We start from the raw sequence: 17416 nt of genomic DNA, 5'->3' as shown, positions 1-17416 counted from the left end.
AGCTGCGCCACGGGTCGGGAGCCGAGTTGGGTACACTCACGCCGGATCCTTTCCGAAGAGGGTGCGCGCCGCACCGGCGGTCACCACCGAGCCGGTGATCACGATCCCGGCGCCGCTCATCCCGGCTCCGGATTCGTCGTCGGTGCCGGAGTCCTCGACCAAGGCGGTGGCCGTTTCGATCGAGTCGGGCAGGGTCGCTGCGACGATCACCCGCTCGGGGCCGAACACCTCCTCGGCCTTGACGGCCAGCGCGTCGACCTCCAGCGCGCGCGGCGAGCCATTGTGGGTGACGACGAGCTGATCGAAGGCCGGCTCCAGAGCGGCGAGAATCCCGTCGACGTCCTTGTCGGCCATCACCGACACCACGCCGACCAGGAAGCGGAAGTCGAACTCCTCCCCCAGCGCCTGCGCGAGCGCCGCGGCGCCGGCCGGATTGTGCGCGGCGTCGATGAAGACGGTGGGGGCGCTGCGCATTCTCTCCATCCGTCCGGGCGAGGTGACGCTGGCGAAACCCGCCCGTACGGCGTCGACGTCGAGTTGGCGCTGGGCCCCCGCCCCGAAGAACGCCTCGACCGCGGCGAGCGCGAGCACCGCGTTGTGCGCCTGGTGTTCGCCGTGCAGTGGGACGAAGATCTCCGGGTAGACGCCGCCGAGGCCTTGCAGTTCGAGCAGCTGACCGCCGATGGCCAGCGCACGGCTGCGCACAGCGAACTCGGAATCCTCGCGCGCGACCGCCGCGTCGGCGCGCAGCGCCTGCGCCAGCAGGGCTTCCATGGCTTCCGGGGCCTGGCGCGCGATCACCGCGACGGTGTCGGTGGGGACGAGGTCGTCGCGCTGCCGGTGGATGATGCCGGCCTTCTCGCCGGCGATCGTCGCCAGGTTGTCGCCCAGGTAGTCGGTGTGGTCCAACCCGATCGGAGTGATGACGGCCACCGGCGCGTTGACGACGTTGGTGGCGTCCCAGCGCCCCCCGAGACCGACCTCCACGACGGCGACGTCGATCGGCGCATCAGCGAACGCGGCGAACGCCATCGCGGTGACGACCTCGAACTTGCTCATCCTCGGGCCCGGCTCGCCGAGTGCACCGGACTCGGACTGCTGGTCGACGAGTTCGACGAAAGGCTCGATCTCGCGGTAGGTCTCGACGTAGGTGGCCGGACTGATCGGGGCACCGTCGATGCTGATGCGCTCGACCGCCGACTGCAGGTGGGGGCTGGTGGTGCGGCCGGTGCGGCGGTGCAGCGCGGTCAGCAAGGCGTCGATCATGCGCGCCACCGACGTCTTGCCGTTGGTGCCGGCGACGTGGATGGACGGGTAGCCCAACTGCGGGGACCCCAGCATCTCCATCAGCGCCGCGATCCGCGCCGTGCTGGGCTCGATCTTGGTCTCCGGCCACCGCTGGTCGAGCAGATGCTCGACCTGCAGCAGCGCCGCGACCTCGTCGGGTGTCGGCTCGGGGGCGTGCGGGTTCGTCATTCCCGCAGCGCAGCCAGGCGTGCCGTGATCCGCGCGACTTCCTCGTCGGCCACCTGCTGGCGGGCGCGGATCTTGTCGACGACGTCGGCCGGCGCCTTGGCCAGGAACGCGTCGTTGCCCAGTTTCGCCGAGGTGCCCGCCAGTTCCTTCTGCGCGGCGGCCAGGTCCTTTTCCAGCCGTCGCCGCTCGGCGGCGACGTCGACGGTGCCGGAGGTGTCGACCTCGACCACCACGGTGGCGTCCGACAGCCGCACCTCGACCGCGGCCGATGCGGAGAAGTCCGCCGAAGGCGGGGTCAGCCAGGCCAGGGCGCTGATCGCCGGCACGTGGCTGTCCAGACCAGCCGCAGTGATCTCGGACAGCCGCGCCGGCACCCGCTGGCGATCGGCCAGCCCCTGATCGCTGCGGAACCGCCGCACCTCGGTGATCAGCTTCTGCATGTCGGTCACGCGTTGCGCCGCAGCCGGATCGACGGTGATGCCGCTGGGTTCGGGCCAGTCGGCGATGACCAGCGACTCGCCTCCGGTCAGGGTCTTCCACAGCACCTCGGTGACGAACGGCATCACCGGGTGCAGCAGTTTGAGCAGCGTGTCCAGCACGGCCGCCAACACCGCGGTCGTGTGAGAGATGTCTTGTCCGAGCTGAACTTTGGCCAACTCGACGTACCAGTCGCAGAACTCGTCCCACGCGAAGTGATAGAGCGCCTCGCACGCCCGGCTGAACTCGTATCCCTCGAAGGCCGAATCAACCTCGGCACGAACCTCTTCCAGCCGGCCGAGAATCCAGCGGTCGGCGTCGGTGAGTTGTTCCAGCGGCGGCAGCGGCGCCGGGGCGGCGCCGTTGAGCAAGGCGAATCGCGTGGCGTTGAACAGCTTGGTGGCGAAGTTACGCGACGCACGCGCATGGTCCTCGCCGATGGACAGGTCGCCGCCGGGGCTGGCACCACGGGCCAGGGTGAACCGCAGCGCGTCCGCTCCGAACTTCTCCACCCAGTCCAGCGGATCGATCCCGTTGCCGCGCGACTTGCTCATCTTGCGGCCGTGCTCGTCGCGGATCAGCCCGTGCAGGAACACGTTCTCGAAGGGCACCCGAGGTCGAGCGTCCGGGCCCGACCCATCGCCGGTGATCGCCGGGTCGTTGCCGACGAAGGTGCCGAACATCATCATCCGCGCCACCCAGAAGAACAGGATGTCGTAGCCGGTGACGAGCACCGTGGTGGGATAGAACTTCTCCAGCTCGGGGGTGCGGTCGGGCCACCCCATCGTCGAGAACGGCCACAGCGCGGAACTGAACCACGTGTCGAGCACGTCGGGGTCCTGTTCCCACCCGTCCGGCGGGGTTTCATCCGGTCCGACACAGGCGATCTGGCCATCGGGCCCGTGCCAGATCGGGATGCGGTGACCCCACCACAGCTGCCGCGAGATGCACCAGTCGTGCATGTTGTCGACCCATCCGAACCACCGCGGTTCCAGGCTGGCCGGGTGAATCACGGTGTCACCGTTGCGGACTGCGTCACCGGCAGCCTTGGCCAGAGCTTCCACCTTGACCCACCACTGCAGGCTCAGCCGTGGCTCGATCGGTTCACCGCTGCGCTCGGAGTGGCCCACGCTGTGCAGATAGGGGCGTTTTTCGGCGACGATGCGCCCCTCGGCGGCCAGCGCCTCCCGCACCGCGACCCGCGCCTCGAACCGGTCCATCCCGTCGAAACGGGTTCCGGTGTCGGTGATGCGGCCCTTGGTGTCGAGGATCGACGGCATCGGCAGCTGGTGCCGCAGCCCGATCTCGAAGTCGTTCGGGTCGTGCGCGGGCGTGACTTTGACTGCGCCGGTACCGAATTCGGGGTCGACGTGCTCGTCGGCAACAATGCTGATGCGACGATCCAGAAACGGGTGCGGCAGCGTCTGCCCGACCAGATGGCGGTAGCGGTCGTCATCGGGGTGCACTGCGATCGCGGTGTCGCCGAGCATCGTTTCCAGCCGGGTGGTGGCCACCACGATGTGGGGTTCGGCGTCGGACAGTGCGCCGTAGCGGAACGACACCAGTTCGCCCTCGACGTCCTCGTATTTCACCTCGAGGTCCGAGATCGCGGTCTGCAGCACCGGTGACCAGTTCACCAATCGCTCGGCCTGGTAGATCAGCCCCGCGTCGAAGAGCCGTTTGAAGATGGTGCGCACCGCCCGCGAGAGCGTTTCGTCCATGGTGAAGCGGTCGCGGCTCCAGTCGACCCCGTCGCCGAGGCGCCGCATCTGGGCACCGATGGTGCCGCCGGACTCGCGCTTCCAGTCCCACACCTTCTCGATGAACAGCTCGCGACCGAAATCCTCTTTGGTCTTGCCGTCCACGGCGAGTTGCTTCTCCACCACGGTTTGGGTGGCGATGCCCGCGTGGTCCATGCCGGGCAGCCACAACACCTCATACCCCTGCATCCGCTTGCGCCGGGTCAGCGCATCCATCAGCGTGTGGTCCAGCGCGTGGCCCATGTGCAGGCTGCCCGTGACGTTGGGCGGTGGCAGCACGATGGAGTAGGCCGGTTTGGCGCTGCCGGGGTCGGCGGTGAAATATCCGGCCTGCACCCAGCCGTCGTAGAGCCCGGTTTCCACCGCCGCCGGCTCCCATGTCTTGGGCAGGGCGTCGAGACCGGGATTGGTGAGAGGCTGGGAGGTCACCGAGCCATTCTAGGAAGGCGGCGCGGTCAGAGCCGAGAGACCTCCAACGACACCCCCGCCGCCGGCAGGCGTTCCAGCAGCGCGTCGCCCATCGCCGCCGCCGGGGTCAGCACTCCGTGCAGGTCAGACAGCTTGTCCCGGTCCAGCGCCAGGGCCAGCCCGCTTTCGGCGAGCAGCACCGAGGTGGCTTTGTAGCCGGGATCGCCCTGCTGGGACATCGTCGCCCGGTAGCGCGCGCCGCCGGAGGTGGTGGTGTAGGTCTCGACGGTGTAGTGACCGCGTTCGCGGGTTTGTTCGTTGGGTCCGGTTCCCGGCTTGGGCAGCACCCGCTCCAGCAGCCCGCGGGGCACCCGATTCAGGAACCGGCTGCCCAGCCCCATCGTCGCGACGTTGCCGCCGGTGGCCATCGCCGCGGCCACCGGCGCGGCGATCGAACGTCCGACGCTCATCTGCTCGGCGTATTCGAAGCGGCGGCCGTAGGGATAGTCCAGCAGCGCGTTGGTGCGTCGCACGATGCGCGTGTTGGGCAGCGCCATCGCGAAGGCGCCGACCCAGTAGCCGTCGAGCTCCGGGGCGATCTCGCGGCCGCGGCGCCACCGCGCGTCGGGTTGTCCCCCGAGTTCGGGCTCGGCGGCGCGGTCCGGGGTCAGCGTGTACGGGTCGTTGAGCAGCCGGCGCGCCTCGGGATCCAGGGAGGCTTCGCGGGCCAGCTCGGTCATCGAGGCCACGGTGCCGCCCGACACTCCCCCGGCGAAGCGCCGCACGACGAAGTTGGTGTCCTCGAGCTCGCCGGTGCCGTCGCGCTGGGCCTGCCGGTACAGCGCGAAGACGGTCAGATCCGAGGGGATGGAGTCGAACCCACACGAGTTCACGATGCGCGCACCGGTGTCCTGGGCCTGCTTGTGGTAGGTGTCGATGCACCGCCGGATGAACAGCGTCTCGCCGGTCAGGTCGGCGTAGTCGGTGCCGGCGGCCGCGCACGCGGCCACCAACGGTTCGCCGTAGCGCAGATACGGTCCGACGGTGGTGACCACGACCTGGGTCCGGGCAGCCATGTCGGCCAGCGTGGACGGCTGGGATGCATCGGCGGTGATCAGCGGCCAGGACTGTGCCTGCGGGCCGAGCGATTCGCGGACCGCGAGCAGTCGGTCGGCAGAGCGCCCGGCCAGCGCGATCCGCGCCCCGGGCCCGGTGGCCGTCGTGGCGAGGTACTCGGCCGTCAGCTTGCCGACGAATCCGGTCGCGCCGTAGAGGACAATGTCGAATTCGCGATCAGCATCAACCATGATTCGACGTTACCCGAGCAGTTCGGGCCACTCGCCGTCCCGCCCGAGCACGTGACGGGCCAGGAACGCCAGCACGGTCTGATACCAGAGCTTGGCATGTTGCGGGTTGAGCACCCAGTGATTCTCCGACGGGAAGTACAGGAACCGGTGCTCGGTGCTGCCATCGTCGGCTGCGGGCAATCCCGAGGCGCTGAGCAGTTCGTACCAGAGCCTCAGCGCCTCGCCGATCGGAACCCGGTAGTCCTTGTCACCGTGGATGACCAGCATCGGGGTGACGATGTCGGAGACGAAGCGGTGCGGCGAGTTCGCCGCGGTCATCTCCGGCGTCATCTCCCGCGCCCACCAGTACGCGCCGTCGGTGGTCGCGCCGAACTGGTCGAGCGCCCACAGACTGGCGTGGGTCACGATCGCGCAGAAGCGGTCGGTGTGCCCGGCGATCCAGTTGGCCAGATAGCCGCCGAACGATCCGCCCATCGCCGCGGCGCGGCGCGCGTCGACCTTCGGGTGCGCGCAGGCGGCGTCGGTGGCCGCCATCACGTCCGTATACGGGGCCGCCCCCCAGGCGCCCCAACCCCGTTGGATGAAGTGCTGACCGTACCCGGTCGACAGCGCAGGATCGGGCAACAGCACCGCGTAGCCCGCGGCCACCATCACCCAGGGGTTCCACCGCCAGTGCCAGGCATTCCAACTGGCCAACGGTCCGCCGTGGATCCACACCAGCAGTGGTGCCGGAGCGTCGTCGCGCGGCAGCGCCAGCCAGGACCGGACGGTGTGTCCATCGGCCGTCCGGGCGGTGACCTCCTCCAACGCGCCGGGGATGGCGGGCATATCGACACACGGCAGCACCGCGACCGAGCCGTCGGGATCGATACGCACCGGGTGCGGCGGCGCGAGATAGGAACTGCGCAGCGCGTACACCACCCCGCCCGGGGCTGCGCGCACATCGGTGTAGGTGTAGTCGTCGGCGACCAGTGCGCGCACCTCCGGGCCGGACGGGTCGACGACGAAGATCGGCCCGCGCCCGTTGTCGTCGGCGGTCACGAGCAACGACGAGCCGTCACAGCTCCACGTCACTGACGTGGGCCAACGGTCCCAGGCGCCGGTCAGCTCGACAGCGTGCCCGTCGAAGTGTTTGAGCCACAACGTGATCCGCGGCACGCTCTGCGGGGTGGACAACGTCTCCCGCAGGTAGGCCACCGACCGTCCGTCCGGTGAGATGGCCGGAGTGCCCAGGTCGGCGTCGGGATCGTCGGCCACCGTGGTGCGGCGGGCGCTGTCGACGTCGATGCGCACCAGAACGCTGCGCCGCCCTCCGCGCGGCGCCGGCTGTCGCCACGTCGTCACGAGGAAGGCGCCGTCGCGACTGAGGTCGATGTCGGCCTCCCGCAGCGCATCACCGGGATGCGGTGTGAGGTGACGGGCTTCGGCAGCCCCGTCGTCGGCGAACAGGTGGGCCTGCCCCGGCCCGAGGTCGTGATCCCAGTACCGCACCGGGTAGCCGGTGTGGAGCAGCGCCGAGACCTTGGTGTCCTTGCGCAGGGTGCGCAGTCGTCGGTCGTCGTCGACGGTGTCCGCCAAGGTCAGCATCGAGGCGCCCAGCACCGTGGTCGTCGCGGCGCGCGCCGACAGGACCCGGTCCGCCCCGCCGGGAAAGGTGATCAGCTCGGCGGCTTCCCCGCCGCCGGCGGGCAGCCGCCAGACCGAGCGCGGTGGGGCGTCGTCATCCGGGCCGGGCCGCACCGCGAGGAACAACAGGTCGTTGTCGACGGTGAACTCCGGCGCCGACTCACCCTTGATGCCGTAGGTCAGCCGACGGGCCGACCGTTGCCCTTCGGGGTCGAGTTCCCATACGGCGCTGACGAATTCGGTGCGCTTGTCGTTGAGCTCGGACACCGTGGTGACCACACGGGTGCCGTCGGCAGACACCGCGAGCCCGGACACCCGCGGCAGGGCGAGGAAGTCGTCGAGGTCGTGAAAGGGCGCCGGCAAGGCTGTCGGCGACGTTCTCGCGGCGGGATCTTCGTCAGCGGGAGGCACCCGAATGTCGTAACACACTGCTGCCCGGAGTTGACGCGACGCGACCGCGTGCTGGCGGGGCCGCCTCGATACAGTCGCTGCATGTCCGCTCGGATCGTCGTCGTCGGGGCCGGGATCGCGGGGTTGACCACGGCGGTCGCGTTGCAGCAGGCCGGACATGACGTCGCGGTGTTCGAGCAGCGCATCGATGTCGCCAGCGGTGCCGGCATCAGCATCTGGCCCAACGCGCTGGCCGCACTCGACGAACTCGGCCTCGGCGATCCGGTGCGGCGCGCCGGCGGCCGGGTCAGCGCCGGCGCGTTGCGGTGGCGTGACGGCTCCTGGCTGCGCCGCCCTGCCGCGCAGCGCATCGTCACTGCGCTCGGAGAACCGCTGGTGGTGATCCACCGCGCGGAGTTGACCGACATCCTGCGCGCAGCGCTGCGCGCGGGGACCGTGCGCACCGGCTGCACCGTGACCGGGGTCGGGATCGACGCGTCGTCGGTTCAGCTGCACCTGGCCGACGGGCACGCAGTGGACGCCCAGGCCGTGGTCGGTGCGGACGGGGTGGGCTCAGTACTGGCCCGCGTCCTCAACGGGCCGTTGCGCGCCCGCTACGTCGGGTACACCGCGTGGCGCGGCATCGCCGCCTACCCCTTGGACCCTGCGCTGTCCGGGGAGACGATGGGGCCGGGCACCGAATTCGGTCACGTCCCCCTGGGCGACGAGCACACCTATTGGTTCGCCACCGAACGTGTCCCGGAGAATGCCCGGTCTCCCGAAGGGAAGCAGGACCATCTGCGGCAGCTGTTCGAGGGCTGGGCCGACCCGATACCGGCGTTGATCGACGCGACGGAGCCGGCCGGCCTGCTGCGTAACGACCTCTACGACCGCCAGCGGGCGCGCCGGTGGTCGCGCGGTCCGGTGGTCCTGGTGGGCGATGCCGCCCACCCGATGCGGCCGCACCTCGGCCAAGGCGGTTGCCAAGGCATCGAGGACGGGGTCATCCTGGCGCGGTTTGTCGAGCTCGCCGACGGGCTGACCGCCGCATTCGACGGCTTCGCGGCGTTCCGGCGCCGGCGGGTCGCCCCGCTGATACGGGAGTCGGCGCTGATCGGGCGGATCGTCAATCTACGACCCGCGGCGCTCAGTGGGGTCGCCAGCCGCGCGTCGGCGCTGATCCCGGAGGCCGCCGTGACCGCACATCTGTCCTCGATCGCTGCGCGCAGCGCCTTCCGGCTGCCGACGGCGGCGCAGGTCAGCGGGCGGCGCGCGGGATGAACAGCGCGGTGCACATCTGGCGCAGGTCGATGATGCCGCCGAACACCGATGTCGGCATTCCCGCGCATCCGTTGGCGCGGGCCGGCGCCGGGGCGGCGGGTGCAGTCGGGGCGGGAGTGGTGGTCCAGCTGGCGGTGGTCAGGCCCTTGGGACCGCACTTCGGCCAGGCCTTGATGCCCTGCGTGCGCAGGACGTTCTCGGCGACCCGGATCTGCTCGGCGCGGGAGGCGCGGGCCGGGTTGCCCTGACCGCCGTTGGCCGTCCAGGTGGCCGGCTTGAACTGCAGGCCTCCGTAGTGGCCGTTGCCGGTGTTGATCGACCAGTTGCCGCCGGACTCGCACTGCGCGATGGCGTCCCAGTTGACCGAGTCGGCATGGGCCGTGGCGGTGGTGCTGTCCGACAGTGCCATCGGCACGACGGCGAGCGCTCCGGTGATTGCGGTGGCCATCAAACCCTTGGAAACCAGCTTGCTCATGTTCATCGTTGCGGTCCTTCCCCGACCGTTGTGACTCAAGGTCCGCGTGTGAAGTGCTGAGCGCTCTCACGTTGCGGTTATCCGGTCTGTCGGGTGACCCACATCACCTGTTACCTGCGTGGCGAAAGTTTTAGGCGTTACTTATCTGGCGTAAGAGACCCCTGAGAGACGAGAGGCGGTGCCGGCAGAATGCCGGCACCGCCTTCTCGCAGTGTCTGCTGAGGTCAGCCGCGACCGCCGCAGGTCGGCCATGCGCCGATGCCCTGCGTCTGCAGCACGTTCTCCGCCACGCGGATCTGCTCCTCACGGCTGGCGTTGTGGGGCGAGCCGGAGCCGCCGTTGGAACGCCAGGTGCTCATGCTGAACTGCAGGCCGCCGTAGTAGCCGTTGCCCGTGTTGATAGACCAGTTACCGCCGGACTCACATGCAGCCACGGCGTCCCAATTGACGCTGTCCGCGTGAGCGGTCCCGGCCGCCAGCCCGGTCACCGCAGCCATCGGCGCGACAGTGAGCGCGCCGGCGATGGTGGCCAGTCCAAAAGTCTTGCGGATGTTCTTCAACTTCGATCCTTTCGCCGAGCGCATGCCGAGGTACGGCCGCGTGGACACGCGGTCGCACTGCCTGGTGATCAGGCCCCTGGTTCGGGCCGCGCCGTCTCGGTCAGGCGCGACTGGGTGGTTGGCAACCCACCGGGCCCGCAGGCCCAGCGCCCGGGAGAGCGTGATCGCCTCCCGCGGTGCCCCACACACGCTGGTTCGTGGTTTTGGTTGTTTGCTCCCTCAGGAGTCGTTTGGGACCGTACAAAGCGTCCGACGCAAAGTCACTTCGGCATCCGCGAGTGTCGCGAGCAGATCACGGAATGATCACGACCCCTCACTGGAGGCGTCCGTGCAGGTCACCGTCGGGTTTGACGCCGTCGTTCGGTGACCTCGCAGTCGGCATCCGCGTGATCCAAATCACGACTGAAATGTGAGCCAGCCCACGCTTGAACTAGCAGCATGTCGGGTGAGCGCACTCAGAAGTGCTGGGCTGTGCCACAATTCGCTGACGCCGACCACGATTGGGCCGAGATGGTTCGCTGCCAGGAGCAAGGTCTCTAAAACCCTCTGATGTTGGCGCGCAACATATTTGGTTCAGAACCCGAAATCGAATCTGATGAAGTTGTCGAATACCAATGTGCTGCAACAGCTTTAGAGGAGCATCGGAGGCGCTGTGCGTTCAGACAATGCGCCGCCGCCGGGATGGGAAAGAAATCCTTGGAGTCGCCTCGGCCTGCGCCGCCGCAACACCGCCTAACCGAAGCAACGATAAGTGCCGATGCTCATTGACTTCCAGTGAAACCGTTGTCGTGCAACATTTTCAGTAATGCCTCGTGCGCACCCATCCCGGCCGACAGTGGGCGAAAATACGACGATTATCTCGTTCCGATTTCAGAATGGCCTGTGATCGAATTCGCGATCGGGATGAAAGAATTGCGCCATTTTTCGCAATTCACATTTGCTGGCGCAGTGCAGGAGGTTCGAGGGCCGCGAACTCGTCGGCGGTATTGACGTTGGTCAAGGCGGCCTGCTCGGCCAAAACGATGCGCTGGGTGTCGACGCGGTCGACCAGCGCGCGCATGCTGCGGTGACCGGCATCGATGAGAGCGCTCACCGTGGCGCTCAGCGCAGTGCGGTAGACGCCGGCCAGGAAGTGGTCACGTCCGTCCCAGGGCAGGACGACGTCGACACCCAGCCGGTGCGCCGGCCCGGCGAGAATGTCGATCACGTCGGCGGTGAGCCGGGGCATGTCGACGGCGCAGACGAAGGCGTACTCGACACCCGCATCGGCGGCGGCACGCAGCCCGCGGCCGGTGGCCAGCAGCGGCCCTACTCCGGCCACCTGGTCCCGCAGGATCGTCGCGTCCGGTAGCTCGGGCAGTGCCTGTCCCGGCGCGGCGACCACGAAGACCGGGGCACAGCGGGTGGCGACGACGTCGACGATCCGTTCGACCATCGTGGTGGTGCCCGACGGGCCGGCCACAGGCAAGGTGGCCTTGTCGCGCCCCATCCGGCGGGAGGCGCCCCCGGCCAACACCAAAGCGGCCAACGGCGGTGAGGTCGTCACAAGGTGACGTTAACCCACCGGCCACATCATCGAGGGCAGCTGCTCAGTCGACAGTCCACGTGTCTTTGCCGCGCAGGAGCGCCTGGAGCGCCGCCGTGTCGTGCGGTTTGGCGTCGCGTGCCGAAGCGATCTGGTCGCGGGCGGCGTCGTCGTAGGTGGGCTTGCTGACCTGGCGGAAGATGCCCATCACCATGTGGTCGAGGTTCTGCTCCGACAACCGGGACAGCGCGAAGGCGTATGCGGGATCCGCCAGGTGCGCGTCGTGGATCACGATCTGGTCGGCGGACACGTCGGCGGTCTTGGCGACCTCGAGCCCGTAGCCGGACTTGACCACGCAGTACCCGCCGTCAGCGCCGAAGGTGATCGGCTCACCGTGGGCGAGGTTGATCAGGCGGTCCTCGGCGCCCTCCTTGCGCAGCGCATCGAACGAACCGTCGTTGAAGATCGGGCAGTCCTGCAGGATCTCGACCAGCGCGGCGCCGCGGTGCGCGGCAGCGGCGCGCAACACCTCGGTCAGGCCCTTGCGGTCGGAATCCAGCGCACGCCCGACGAACGTGGCCTCCGACCCCAGTGCCAACGACACAGGGTTGAAGGGATGATCCAGCGAGCCCATCGGTGTGGACTTGGTGACCTTGCCGACCTCGGAGGTCGGTGAGTACTGGCCCTTGGTCAACCCGTAGATCCGGTTGTTGAACAGCAGGATCGTGATGTTGACGTTGCGGCGCAGCGCGTGGATCAGGTGGTTGCCGCCGATCGACAGCGAGTCGCCGTCGCCGGTGACGACCCACACCGACAGGTCGGGGCGCGCCAGCGCCAGACCGGTCGCGATCGTCGGCGCGCGCCCGTGGATCGAGTGGAAACCGTAGGTCTCCAGGTAATACGGGAAACGGCTGGAGCAGCCGATCCCGCTGACGAACGCGATGTTCTCGCGGCGCAATCCCAGCTCGGGCAAGAAGTTGCGGATGGTGTTGAGGATGACGTAGTCACCGCAGCCGGGGCACCAGCGCACCTCCTGGTCGCTGGTGAAGTCCTTGCCCTTCTGCGGCTGGTCGGTCGTCGGGACCAGAGCGGTCTTGCTCAGCGGCGTCAGGCCCAGGTCTCGATGGTCGTGACCGATCACATCAGTCATTTCGGCTCCTCCCGCAAGCGCTCGTGGGTCATGCGTCTACCGTCGCGGCAGGCACCTCGACGGTGGCCGCTGCCAGGCGCGCGAACTTGGCTTTCTCGTTTTCCTTGTCACCGAGCGTCCCGTCGAGCGCTGCATCGATGATGCCCTCGACCTCGTCGGCGAGGAAGGCCATGCCTTCCACCTTGGTCACCGACTGCACGTCGACGAGGTAGCGACCCCGCAGCAGTAACGCCAGCTGACCGAGGTTCATCTCCGGCACCACGACCTTTGAGTACTTGGTCAGCACTTCGCCGAGGTTGGCCGGGAACGGGTTGAGGTGACGCAGCTGCGCGTGGGCGACCTTGACGCCTTGCCGGCGTGCACGCCGGCAGGCTTCGCCGATCGGGCCGTAGCTGCTGCCCCAGCCGAGCATGAGCAGCTCGGCATCGCCGGTCGGGTCGTCGACCTCGAGATCGGCCACGGCGATTCCGGCGACCTTCTCCTGCCGCAACCGCACCATCAGGTCGTGGTTCTTCGGCTCGTAGGAGATGTTGCCCGATCCGTTCGCCGACTCCAGGCCACCGATGCGATGGGCCAGGCCCGGGGTGCCGGGGACGGCGAACTGGCGGGCCAGCGTCTCGGGGTCACGCGCGTAGGGGGCGAACGGCTCCCCCTCCTTGGCGAAGGTGTGCTCGATGGCCTCGTAGCTGTTGACGTCAGGGATACGCCACGGTTCCGAGCCGTTGGCGATCGCACCGTCGGACAGGATCATCACCGGGGTGTGGTAGTTGATCGCGATCCGCGCAGCTTCCACAGCGATCTCGAAGCAGTCCGACGGGGAGCGTGGCGCCAGCACCGCGACGGGCGACTCGCCGTTGCGGCCGAACATCGCCTGCAACAGGTCGGCCTGCTCGGTCTTGGTCGGCAGACCCGTCGAGGGGCCGCCGCGCTGCACGTCGATGACGATCAACGGCAGTTCGGTCATCACGGCCAACCCGATGGCCTCCGACTTGAGCGAGATGCCCGGACCCGACGTGCTGGTGACACCGAGGGCGCCGCCGTAGGACGCGCCGATGGCCGCGCCGATGCCGGCGATCTCGTCCTCGGCCTGGAACGTCATGATGTTGAAGTTCTTGTGCTTGGACAGCTCGTGCAGGATGTCCGATGCGGGGGTGATCGGATAGGTCCCGAGCACCACCTGCAGGTCGGCCAGCTGACCGGCCGTCACCAGGCCGTAGGCCAGTGCCGTGTTACCCGAGATCTGGCGGTACTCACCGGTTTTGAGCTTGGCGGGCGCGACCTCGTAGGTGGTGCCGAACGCCTCGGTGGTCTCGCCGTAGTTCCAGCCCGCCTTCAGCGCCAGCACGTTGGCCTCGGCGATCTCGGGCTTGCGTGCGAACTTCTCGCGGATGAACGCCTCGCTGTGCTCGAGCTCGCGGCCGTACATCCACGACAACAGGCCCAACGCGAACATGTTCTTCGCGCGCTGGCCGTCCTTCTTGCTCGCGCCGATCGACTCCACCGCCCCCAGCGTCAGCGTGGTCATCGCGACCGCCTGGACGACGTAGTCGGACAGTTCCTCGGTTTCCAGCGGGTTGGCGTCGTAGCCGACCTTGGCGAGGTTGCGCTTGGTGAACTCGTCGGAGTTGGCGATGATCAGCCCGCCACGCGGCAGATCGGAGACGTTCGCCTTCAGCGCGGCCGGGTTCATCGCGACCAGGACATCGGGCCGGTCGCCGGCGGTGAGGATGTCGTAGTCGGCGATCTGGATCTGGAACGACGAGACGCCGGGCAGCGTGCCCTGCGGGGCTCGAATCTCGGCCGGGTAATTGGGTTGGGTGGCAAGGTCGTTGCCGAACAGCGCCGCTTCGGAGGTGAACCGGTCACCGGTGAGCTGCATACCGTCGCCGGAGTCACCGGCGAAGCGGATGACCACCTTTTCCAGCTTCTGCCGGGGCGTCCCGGCCGCGCCGCCGTTGTCTCCCACTCGCCTGCCTTCCGTTGCTGCTCGGCTCAAGTCTTGGCAAGTGTCCACCGGGTCGCCAACTCTGCGACACGCCGTCGTTGGACCTGCACCAGAGTTTGGTGTCACTGCCAGTACCGATTATGGCACTTCTCTGAGGCTGGCCTATACCGGACGCGCCCTCTCGAGACAGGTGAGCGCACCCCAAACACACTGTTCAGTGGCTATCCCGACCAGCACAATGAGACAGAAGTGTGTTTCTCGTCACGTTTGTGCGACACGGCGAGCGAACTCAGATTTCTCAGGAAAGGTTACTTGCCAGTAGCCGTCAGCTAGCACTTTCGCAGCAGGTCGCAGGCGTGCAGACGATGCCTGCCGCGGACGAACGCAGCACGCACCGGCAAATCTCAGCCGGAGCCGCGCTCGTCGCCGCCGGCGGCTCGCCGCTCGTGCCACCGCAGGCGCAGCAGCAGCAGGCCGCGGTGGGCGCGCCATCCGGCCGACAGCGGATCGCGCCAGACCGGCACGTTCGCCGATGAGTCGAGGGCGGGCTCCATGGCCTCCATTGTGCCGCGTGCGGGGGTTGCCGGCTGCGCGACCGTGGTCACATCGCGGTGTCGGGTCCATGAACATTCGTCAGCCCGGCGCCGCACCACCACAATGGACAGCATGTCCGTCCGCAGCTTCGTCTCAGGTCCCTCTGCCGCCCGCGAGGGCCGCTAGATGGGGCGGGTGACGACACGTCGGCGCGTGCACCATGTGACCGCGGCAGAGGCGGTGGCCCGGCCCGACACCCTCGTCGTGGAGGAACCGCTCGAGATCCGTGTCAACGGTGCCCCGGTGACGGTGACCATGCGAACCCCGGGCTCGGATGTGGAGCTGACGCAGGGGTTTCTGCTCACCGAGGGCGTGATCGCGCGTCGTGAAGACATCGCGTCGGTGCGCTACTGCCGGGGCGCCGGCGACGACGGGGCCAACAGCTACAACGTCCTCGACGTGACGCTGGCGCCCTCGGTGCCGCCGCCGGCGGTGGACCCGACCCGCAACTTCTACACCACGTCCTCCTGCGGGGTGTGCGGCAAGGCGTCGCTGGACGCCGTCCGGCTGATCAGTCGCCATGCCCCGGGGGACGACCCGTCGACGGTGGACGTCGAGACGCTGTCCGCGCTGCCCGACAAGTTGCGCGAGGCGCAGAAGGTGTTCGCGGCGACGGGCGGGCTGCACGGTGCCGCGCTGTTCGACTCAGACGGGACGGCGCTGGTGGTGCGGGAGGACATCGGCCGGCACAACGCCGTGGACAAGGTGATCGGCTGGGCGCTGGAACAGCAGCGGATCCCGTCGACGGGCACGGTGCTGCTGGTCAGTGGCCGCGCCTCGTTCGAACTCACCCAGAAAGCGGTGATGGCCGGCATCCCGATCCTGGCCGCGGTGTCGGCGCCGTCCTCGCTGGCCGTCGATCTCGCCGGCCAGTCCGGGGTCACGCTGGTGGCGTTCCTGCGCGGTGAGTCGATGAACGTCTACAGCCGCCCCGACCGCGTCACGGGATAGCTGCGCCGGACAGAGCAGCAGGCGTCAGGCGGATTTTTCGCGGCGCTCGTTGCGCGACGGCTTGCGCGGGACGATCGTCGGCAGCACGTTGTCCTCGACGGTCTCCCGCGTGACGACCACCTTGGCGACGTCGTCGCGGCTGGGGATGTCATACATCACCGGCAGCAGCACTTCCTCCATGATGGCGCGCAGGCCGCGGGCACCGGTGCCGCGGTGAATGGCCTGGTCGGCGATCGCCTCCAGCGCCTCGTCGGCGAACTCCAGTTCCACACCGTCCATCTCGAACAGCCGGGTGTACTGCTTGACCAGAGCGTTCTTCGGCTGGGACAGGATCTGGACCAGCGAGTCCTTGTCCAGGTTGGTCACCGACGCGACCACCGGCAGGCGGCCGATGAACTCCGGGATCAGACCGAACTTGATCAGGTCCTCGGGCATGACCTCGGCGAAATGGTCGGCGGTGTCGATGTCGGCCTTGGAGTGCACCTCTGCGCCGAACCCCAGGCCGCGCTTGCCGACCCGGTCGGAGACGATCTTCTCCAGACCGGCGAACGCGCCCGCGACGATGAACAGCACGTTGGTGGTGTCGATCTGGATGAACTCCTGATGCGGATGCTTACGTCCACCCTGCGGCGGCACCGAGGCCTGGGTGCCCTCCAGGATCTTCAGCAGCGCCTGCTGGACACCCTCGCCGGAGACGTCGCGGGTGATCGACGGGTTCTCGCTCTTGCGGGCGATCTTGTCGACCTCGTCGATGTAGATGATGCCGGTCTCGGCGCGCTTGACGTCGTAGTCGGCCGCCTGGATCAGCTTGAGCAGGATGTTCTCGACGTCCTCACCGACGTAGCCGGCCTCGGTCAGCGCGGTCGCGTCGGCGATCGCGAACGGCACGTTGAGCATCTTGGCCAGCGTCTGCGCCAGGTAGGTCTTGCCGCAACCGGTGGGCCCGAGCATCAGGATGTTGGACTTGGCGAGCTCGACGGGCTCGGAGCGGGAATCGCGCGACTTCTCCCCCGCCTGGATGCGCTTGTAGTGGTTGTAGACCGCCACCGCCAGCGTGCGCTTGGCCGTGTCCTGGCCGATGACATAACCCTCGAGGAACTCCCGGATCTCGGCGGGCTTGGGCAGCTCGTCGAGCTTGACGTCGTCGGCGTCGGCCAGCTCTTCTTCGATGATCTCGTTGCACAGATCAATGCACTCGTCGCAGATGTAGACGCCCGGTCCGGCGATGAGCTTCTTCACCTGCTTTTGGCTCTTGCCGCAGAACGAGCACTTCAGCAGGTCGCCGCCATCTCCAATGCGTGCCATGGTGCTGGGGTCCTACTTCCTGTCGCCGTCGATGGTCCGTCTGTCGGTGAGGTGCACCGGGACCGTGAAGGGTAGTCCCGACGCTACCCGCTGTCTCCGTCGCTGTGCGACCGATAAAGCCGAATCGCGTGGGTGGTATTCAGCTGTGGTTGCGCCAACATATCGCCTGATCTACCCGGGATGGCC

The 17416-nt window shown here is 68.2% G+C and carries 13 protein-coding genes; 2 read left to right on the top strand and 11 right to left on the bottom strand.

The window, feature by feature from the left end; translation table 11 throughout:
* Window positions 1–36: 36 nt before the first annotated feature.
* Genes folC through G6N31_RS03155 form a run of 4 tightly spaced genes read right to left on the bottom strand, consistent with a single transcriptional unit; the run spans window position 37 to window position 7465 of the window.
* Window positions 37–1476, bottom strand: coding sequence for a bifunctional tetrahydrofolate synthase/dihydrofolate synthase (gene folC / locus G6N31_RS03170; protein WP_098004601.1), 1440 nt, complete (start codon window positions 1474–1476; stop codon window positions 37–39).
* The gene (locus G6N31_RS03165; RefSeq protein WP_098004600.1) at window positions 1473–4142 is read right to left on the bottom strand and encodes a valine--tRNA ligase; all 2670 of its coding nucleotides are present in this window, start codon (window positions 4140–4142) and stop codon (window positions 1473–1475) included. The genes folC and G6N31_RS03165 overlap by 4 nt, the downstream gene beginning before the upstream one ends.
* Window positions 4143–4168: 26 nt before the next feature.
* Complete coding sequence (locus tag G6N31_RS03160) at window positions 4169–5428, bottom strand: saccharopine dehydrogenase family protein (protein ID WP_098004599.1); 1260 nt, start codon at window positions 5426–5428, stop codon at window positions 4169–4171.
* A gap of 9 nt (window positions 5429–5437) precedes the next feature.
* Window positions 5438–7465 carry a S9 family peptidase gene (locus G6N31_RS03155; RefSeq protein WP_234815397.1) on the bottom strand — a complete coding sequence of 676 codons (2028 nt, stop codon included), beginning with the start codon at window positions 7463–7465 and terminating at the stop codon, window positions 5438–5440.
* Window positions 7466–7546: 81 nt separating this feature from the next.
* Between G6N31_RS03155 and G6N31_RS03150 the strand changes: the two genes are divergently transcribed.
* On the top strand, window positions 7547–8725 hold the full coding sequence (locus tag G6N31_RS03150; protein WP_098004597.1) for an FAD-dependent oxidoreductase: 1179 nt from the start codon (window positions 7547–7549) through the stop codon (window positions 8723–8725).
* Here the strand turns inward: G6N31_RS03150 and G6N31_RS03145 are convergent.
* The 6 genes from G6N31_RS03145 to G6N31_RS03120 form a co-directional block, all read right to left on the bottom strand.
* Window positions 8703–9206, bottom strand: a complete 504-nt coding sequence (locus G6N31_RS03145; RefSeq protein ID WP_098004596.1) for a transglycosylase family protein — start codon at window positions 9204–9206, stop codon at window positions 8703–8705. The genes G6N31_RS03150 and G6N31_RS03145 overlap by 23 nt on opposite strands.
* A gap of 218 nt (window positions 9207–9424) precedes the next feature.
* Window positions 9425–9760 (bottom strand): transglycosylase family protein, encoded by a 336-nt coding sequence (locus G6N31_RS03140; protein ID WP_098004616.1) that lies wholly within the window; start codon window positions 9758–9760, stop codon window positions 9425–9427.
* A gap of 931 nt (window positions 9761–10691) precedes the next feature.
* Window positions 10692–11306, bottom strand: a complete 615-nt coding sequence (gene mobA, locus G6N31_RS03135; RefSeq protein WP_098004595.1) for a molybdenum cofactor guanylyltransferase — start codon at window positions 11304–11306, stop codon at window positions 10692–10694.
* Window positions 11307–11349: 43 nt separating this feature from the next.
* On the bottom strand, window positions 11350–12435 hold the full coding sequence (locus G6N31_RS03130) for a 2-oxoacid:ferredoxin oxidoreductase subunit beta (protein ID WP_098004594.1): 1086 nt from the start codon (window positions 12433–12435) through the stop codon (window positions 11350–11352).
* A gap of 28 nt (window positions 12436–12463) precedes the next feature.
* Entirely contained in the window at window positions 12464–14401 is a 1938-nt protein-coding gene (locus G6N31_RS03125) for a 2-oxoacid:acceptor oxidoreductase subunit alpha (protein WP_098004593.1), read from the bottom strand.
* A gap of 383 nt (window positions 14402–14784) precedes the next feature.
* A complete protein-coding gene (locus G6N31_RS03120; RefSeq protein ID WP_098004592.1) occupies window positions 14785–15048 on the bottom strand; it encodes a hypothetical protein in 264 nt (87 codons plus the stop codon).
* A gap of 52 nt (window positions 15049–15100) precedes the next feature.
* On the opposite strand from G6N31_RS03120, the gene fdhD reads away from it, so the two are divergent.
* Window positions 15101–15925: a formate dehydrogenase accessory sulfurtransferase FdhD gene (gene fdhD, locus G6N31_RS03115; protein ID WP_098004591.1), complete on the top strand. Its 825-nt coding sequence runs from the start codon at window positions 15101–15103 to the stop codon at window positions 15923–15925.
* 24 nt (window positions 15926–15949) lie between these two features.
* Here the strand turns inward: fdhD and clpX are convergent, their stop codons facing one another.
* Window positions 15950–17230, bottom strand: a complete 1281-nt coding sequence (gene clpX / locus G6N31_RS03110) for an ATP-dependent Clp protease ATP-binding subunit ClpX (protein WP_098004590.1) — start codon at window positions 17228–17230, stop codon at window positions 15950–15952.
* Between the last annotated feature and the right edge of the window lie 186 nt (window positions 17231–17416).

It is taken from the genome of Mycolicibacterium duvalii (genome assembly GCF_010726645.1).
GTDB lineage: Bacteria > Actinomycetota > Actinomycetes > Mycobacteriales > Mycobacteriaceae > Mycobacterium > Mycobacterium duvalii.
The sequence above is the reverse complement of the archived record's forward strand: the minus strand, read 5'-3'. Positions and strand labels throughout refer to the sequence as shown.

Bases quoted from the DNA above. Each gene is read 5' to 3' on its own strand.
- folC (WP_098004601.1), bottom strand. From the start codon at position 1,476: ATGACGAACCCGCACGCCCCCGAGCCGACACCCGACGAGGTCGCGGCG.
- G6N31_RS03160 (WP_098004599.1), bottom strand. From the start codon at position 5,428: ATGGTTGATGCTGATCGCGAATTCGACATTGTCCTCTACGGCGCGACC.
- G6N31_RS03150 (WP_098004597.1), top strand. From the start codon at position 7,547: ATGTCCGCTCGGATCGTCGTCGTCGGGGCCGGGATCGCGGGGTTGACC.
- G6N31_RS03145 (WP_098004596.1), bottom strand. From the start codon at position 9,206: ATGAACATGAGCAAGCTGGTTTCCAAGGGTTTGATGGCCACCGCAATC.
- G6N31_RS03130 (WP_098004594.1), bottom strand. From the start codon at position 12,435: ATGACTGATGTGATCGGTCACGACCATCGAGACCTGGGCCTGACGCCG.
- G6N31_RS03120 (WP_098004592.1), bottom strand. From the start codon at position 15,048: ATGCTGTCCATTGTGGTGGTGCGGCGCCGGGCTGACGAATGTTCATGG.
- fdhD (WP_098004591.1), top strand. From the start codon at position 15,101: ATGGGGCGGGTGACGACACGTCGGCGCGTGCACCATGTGACCGCGGCA.
- clpX (WP_098004590.1), bottom strand. From the start codon at position 17,230: ATGGCACGCATTGGAGATGGCGGCGACCTGCTGAAGTGCTCGTTCTGC.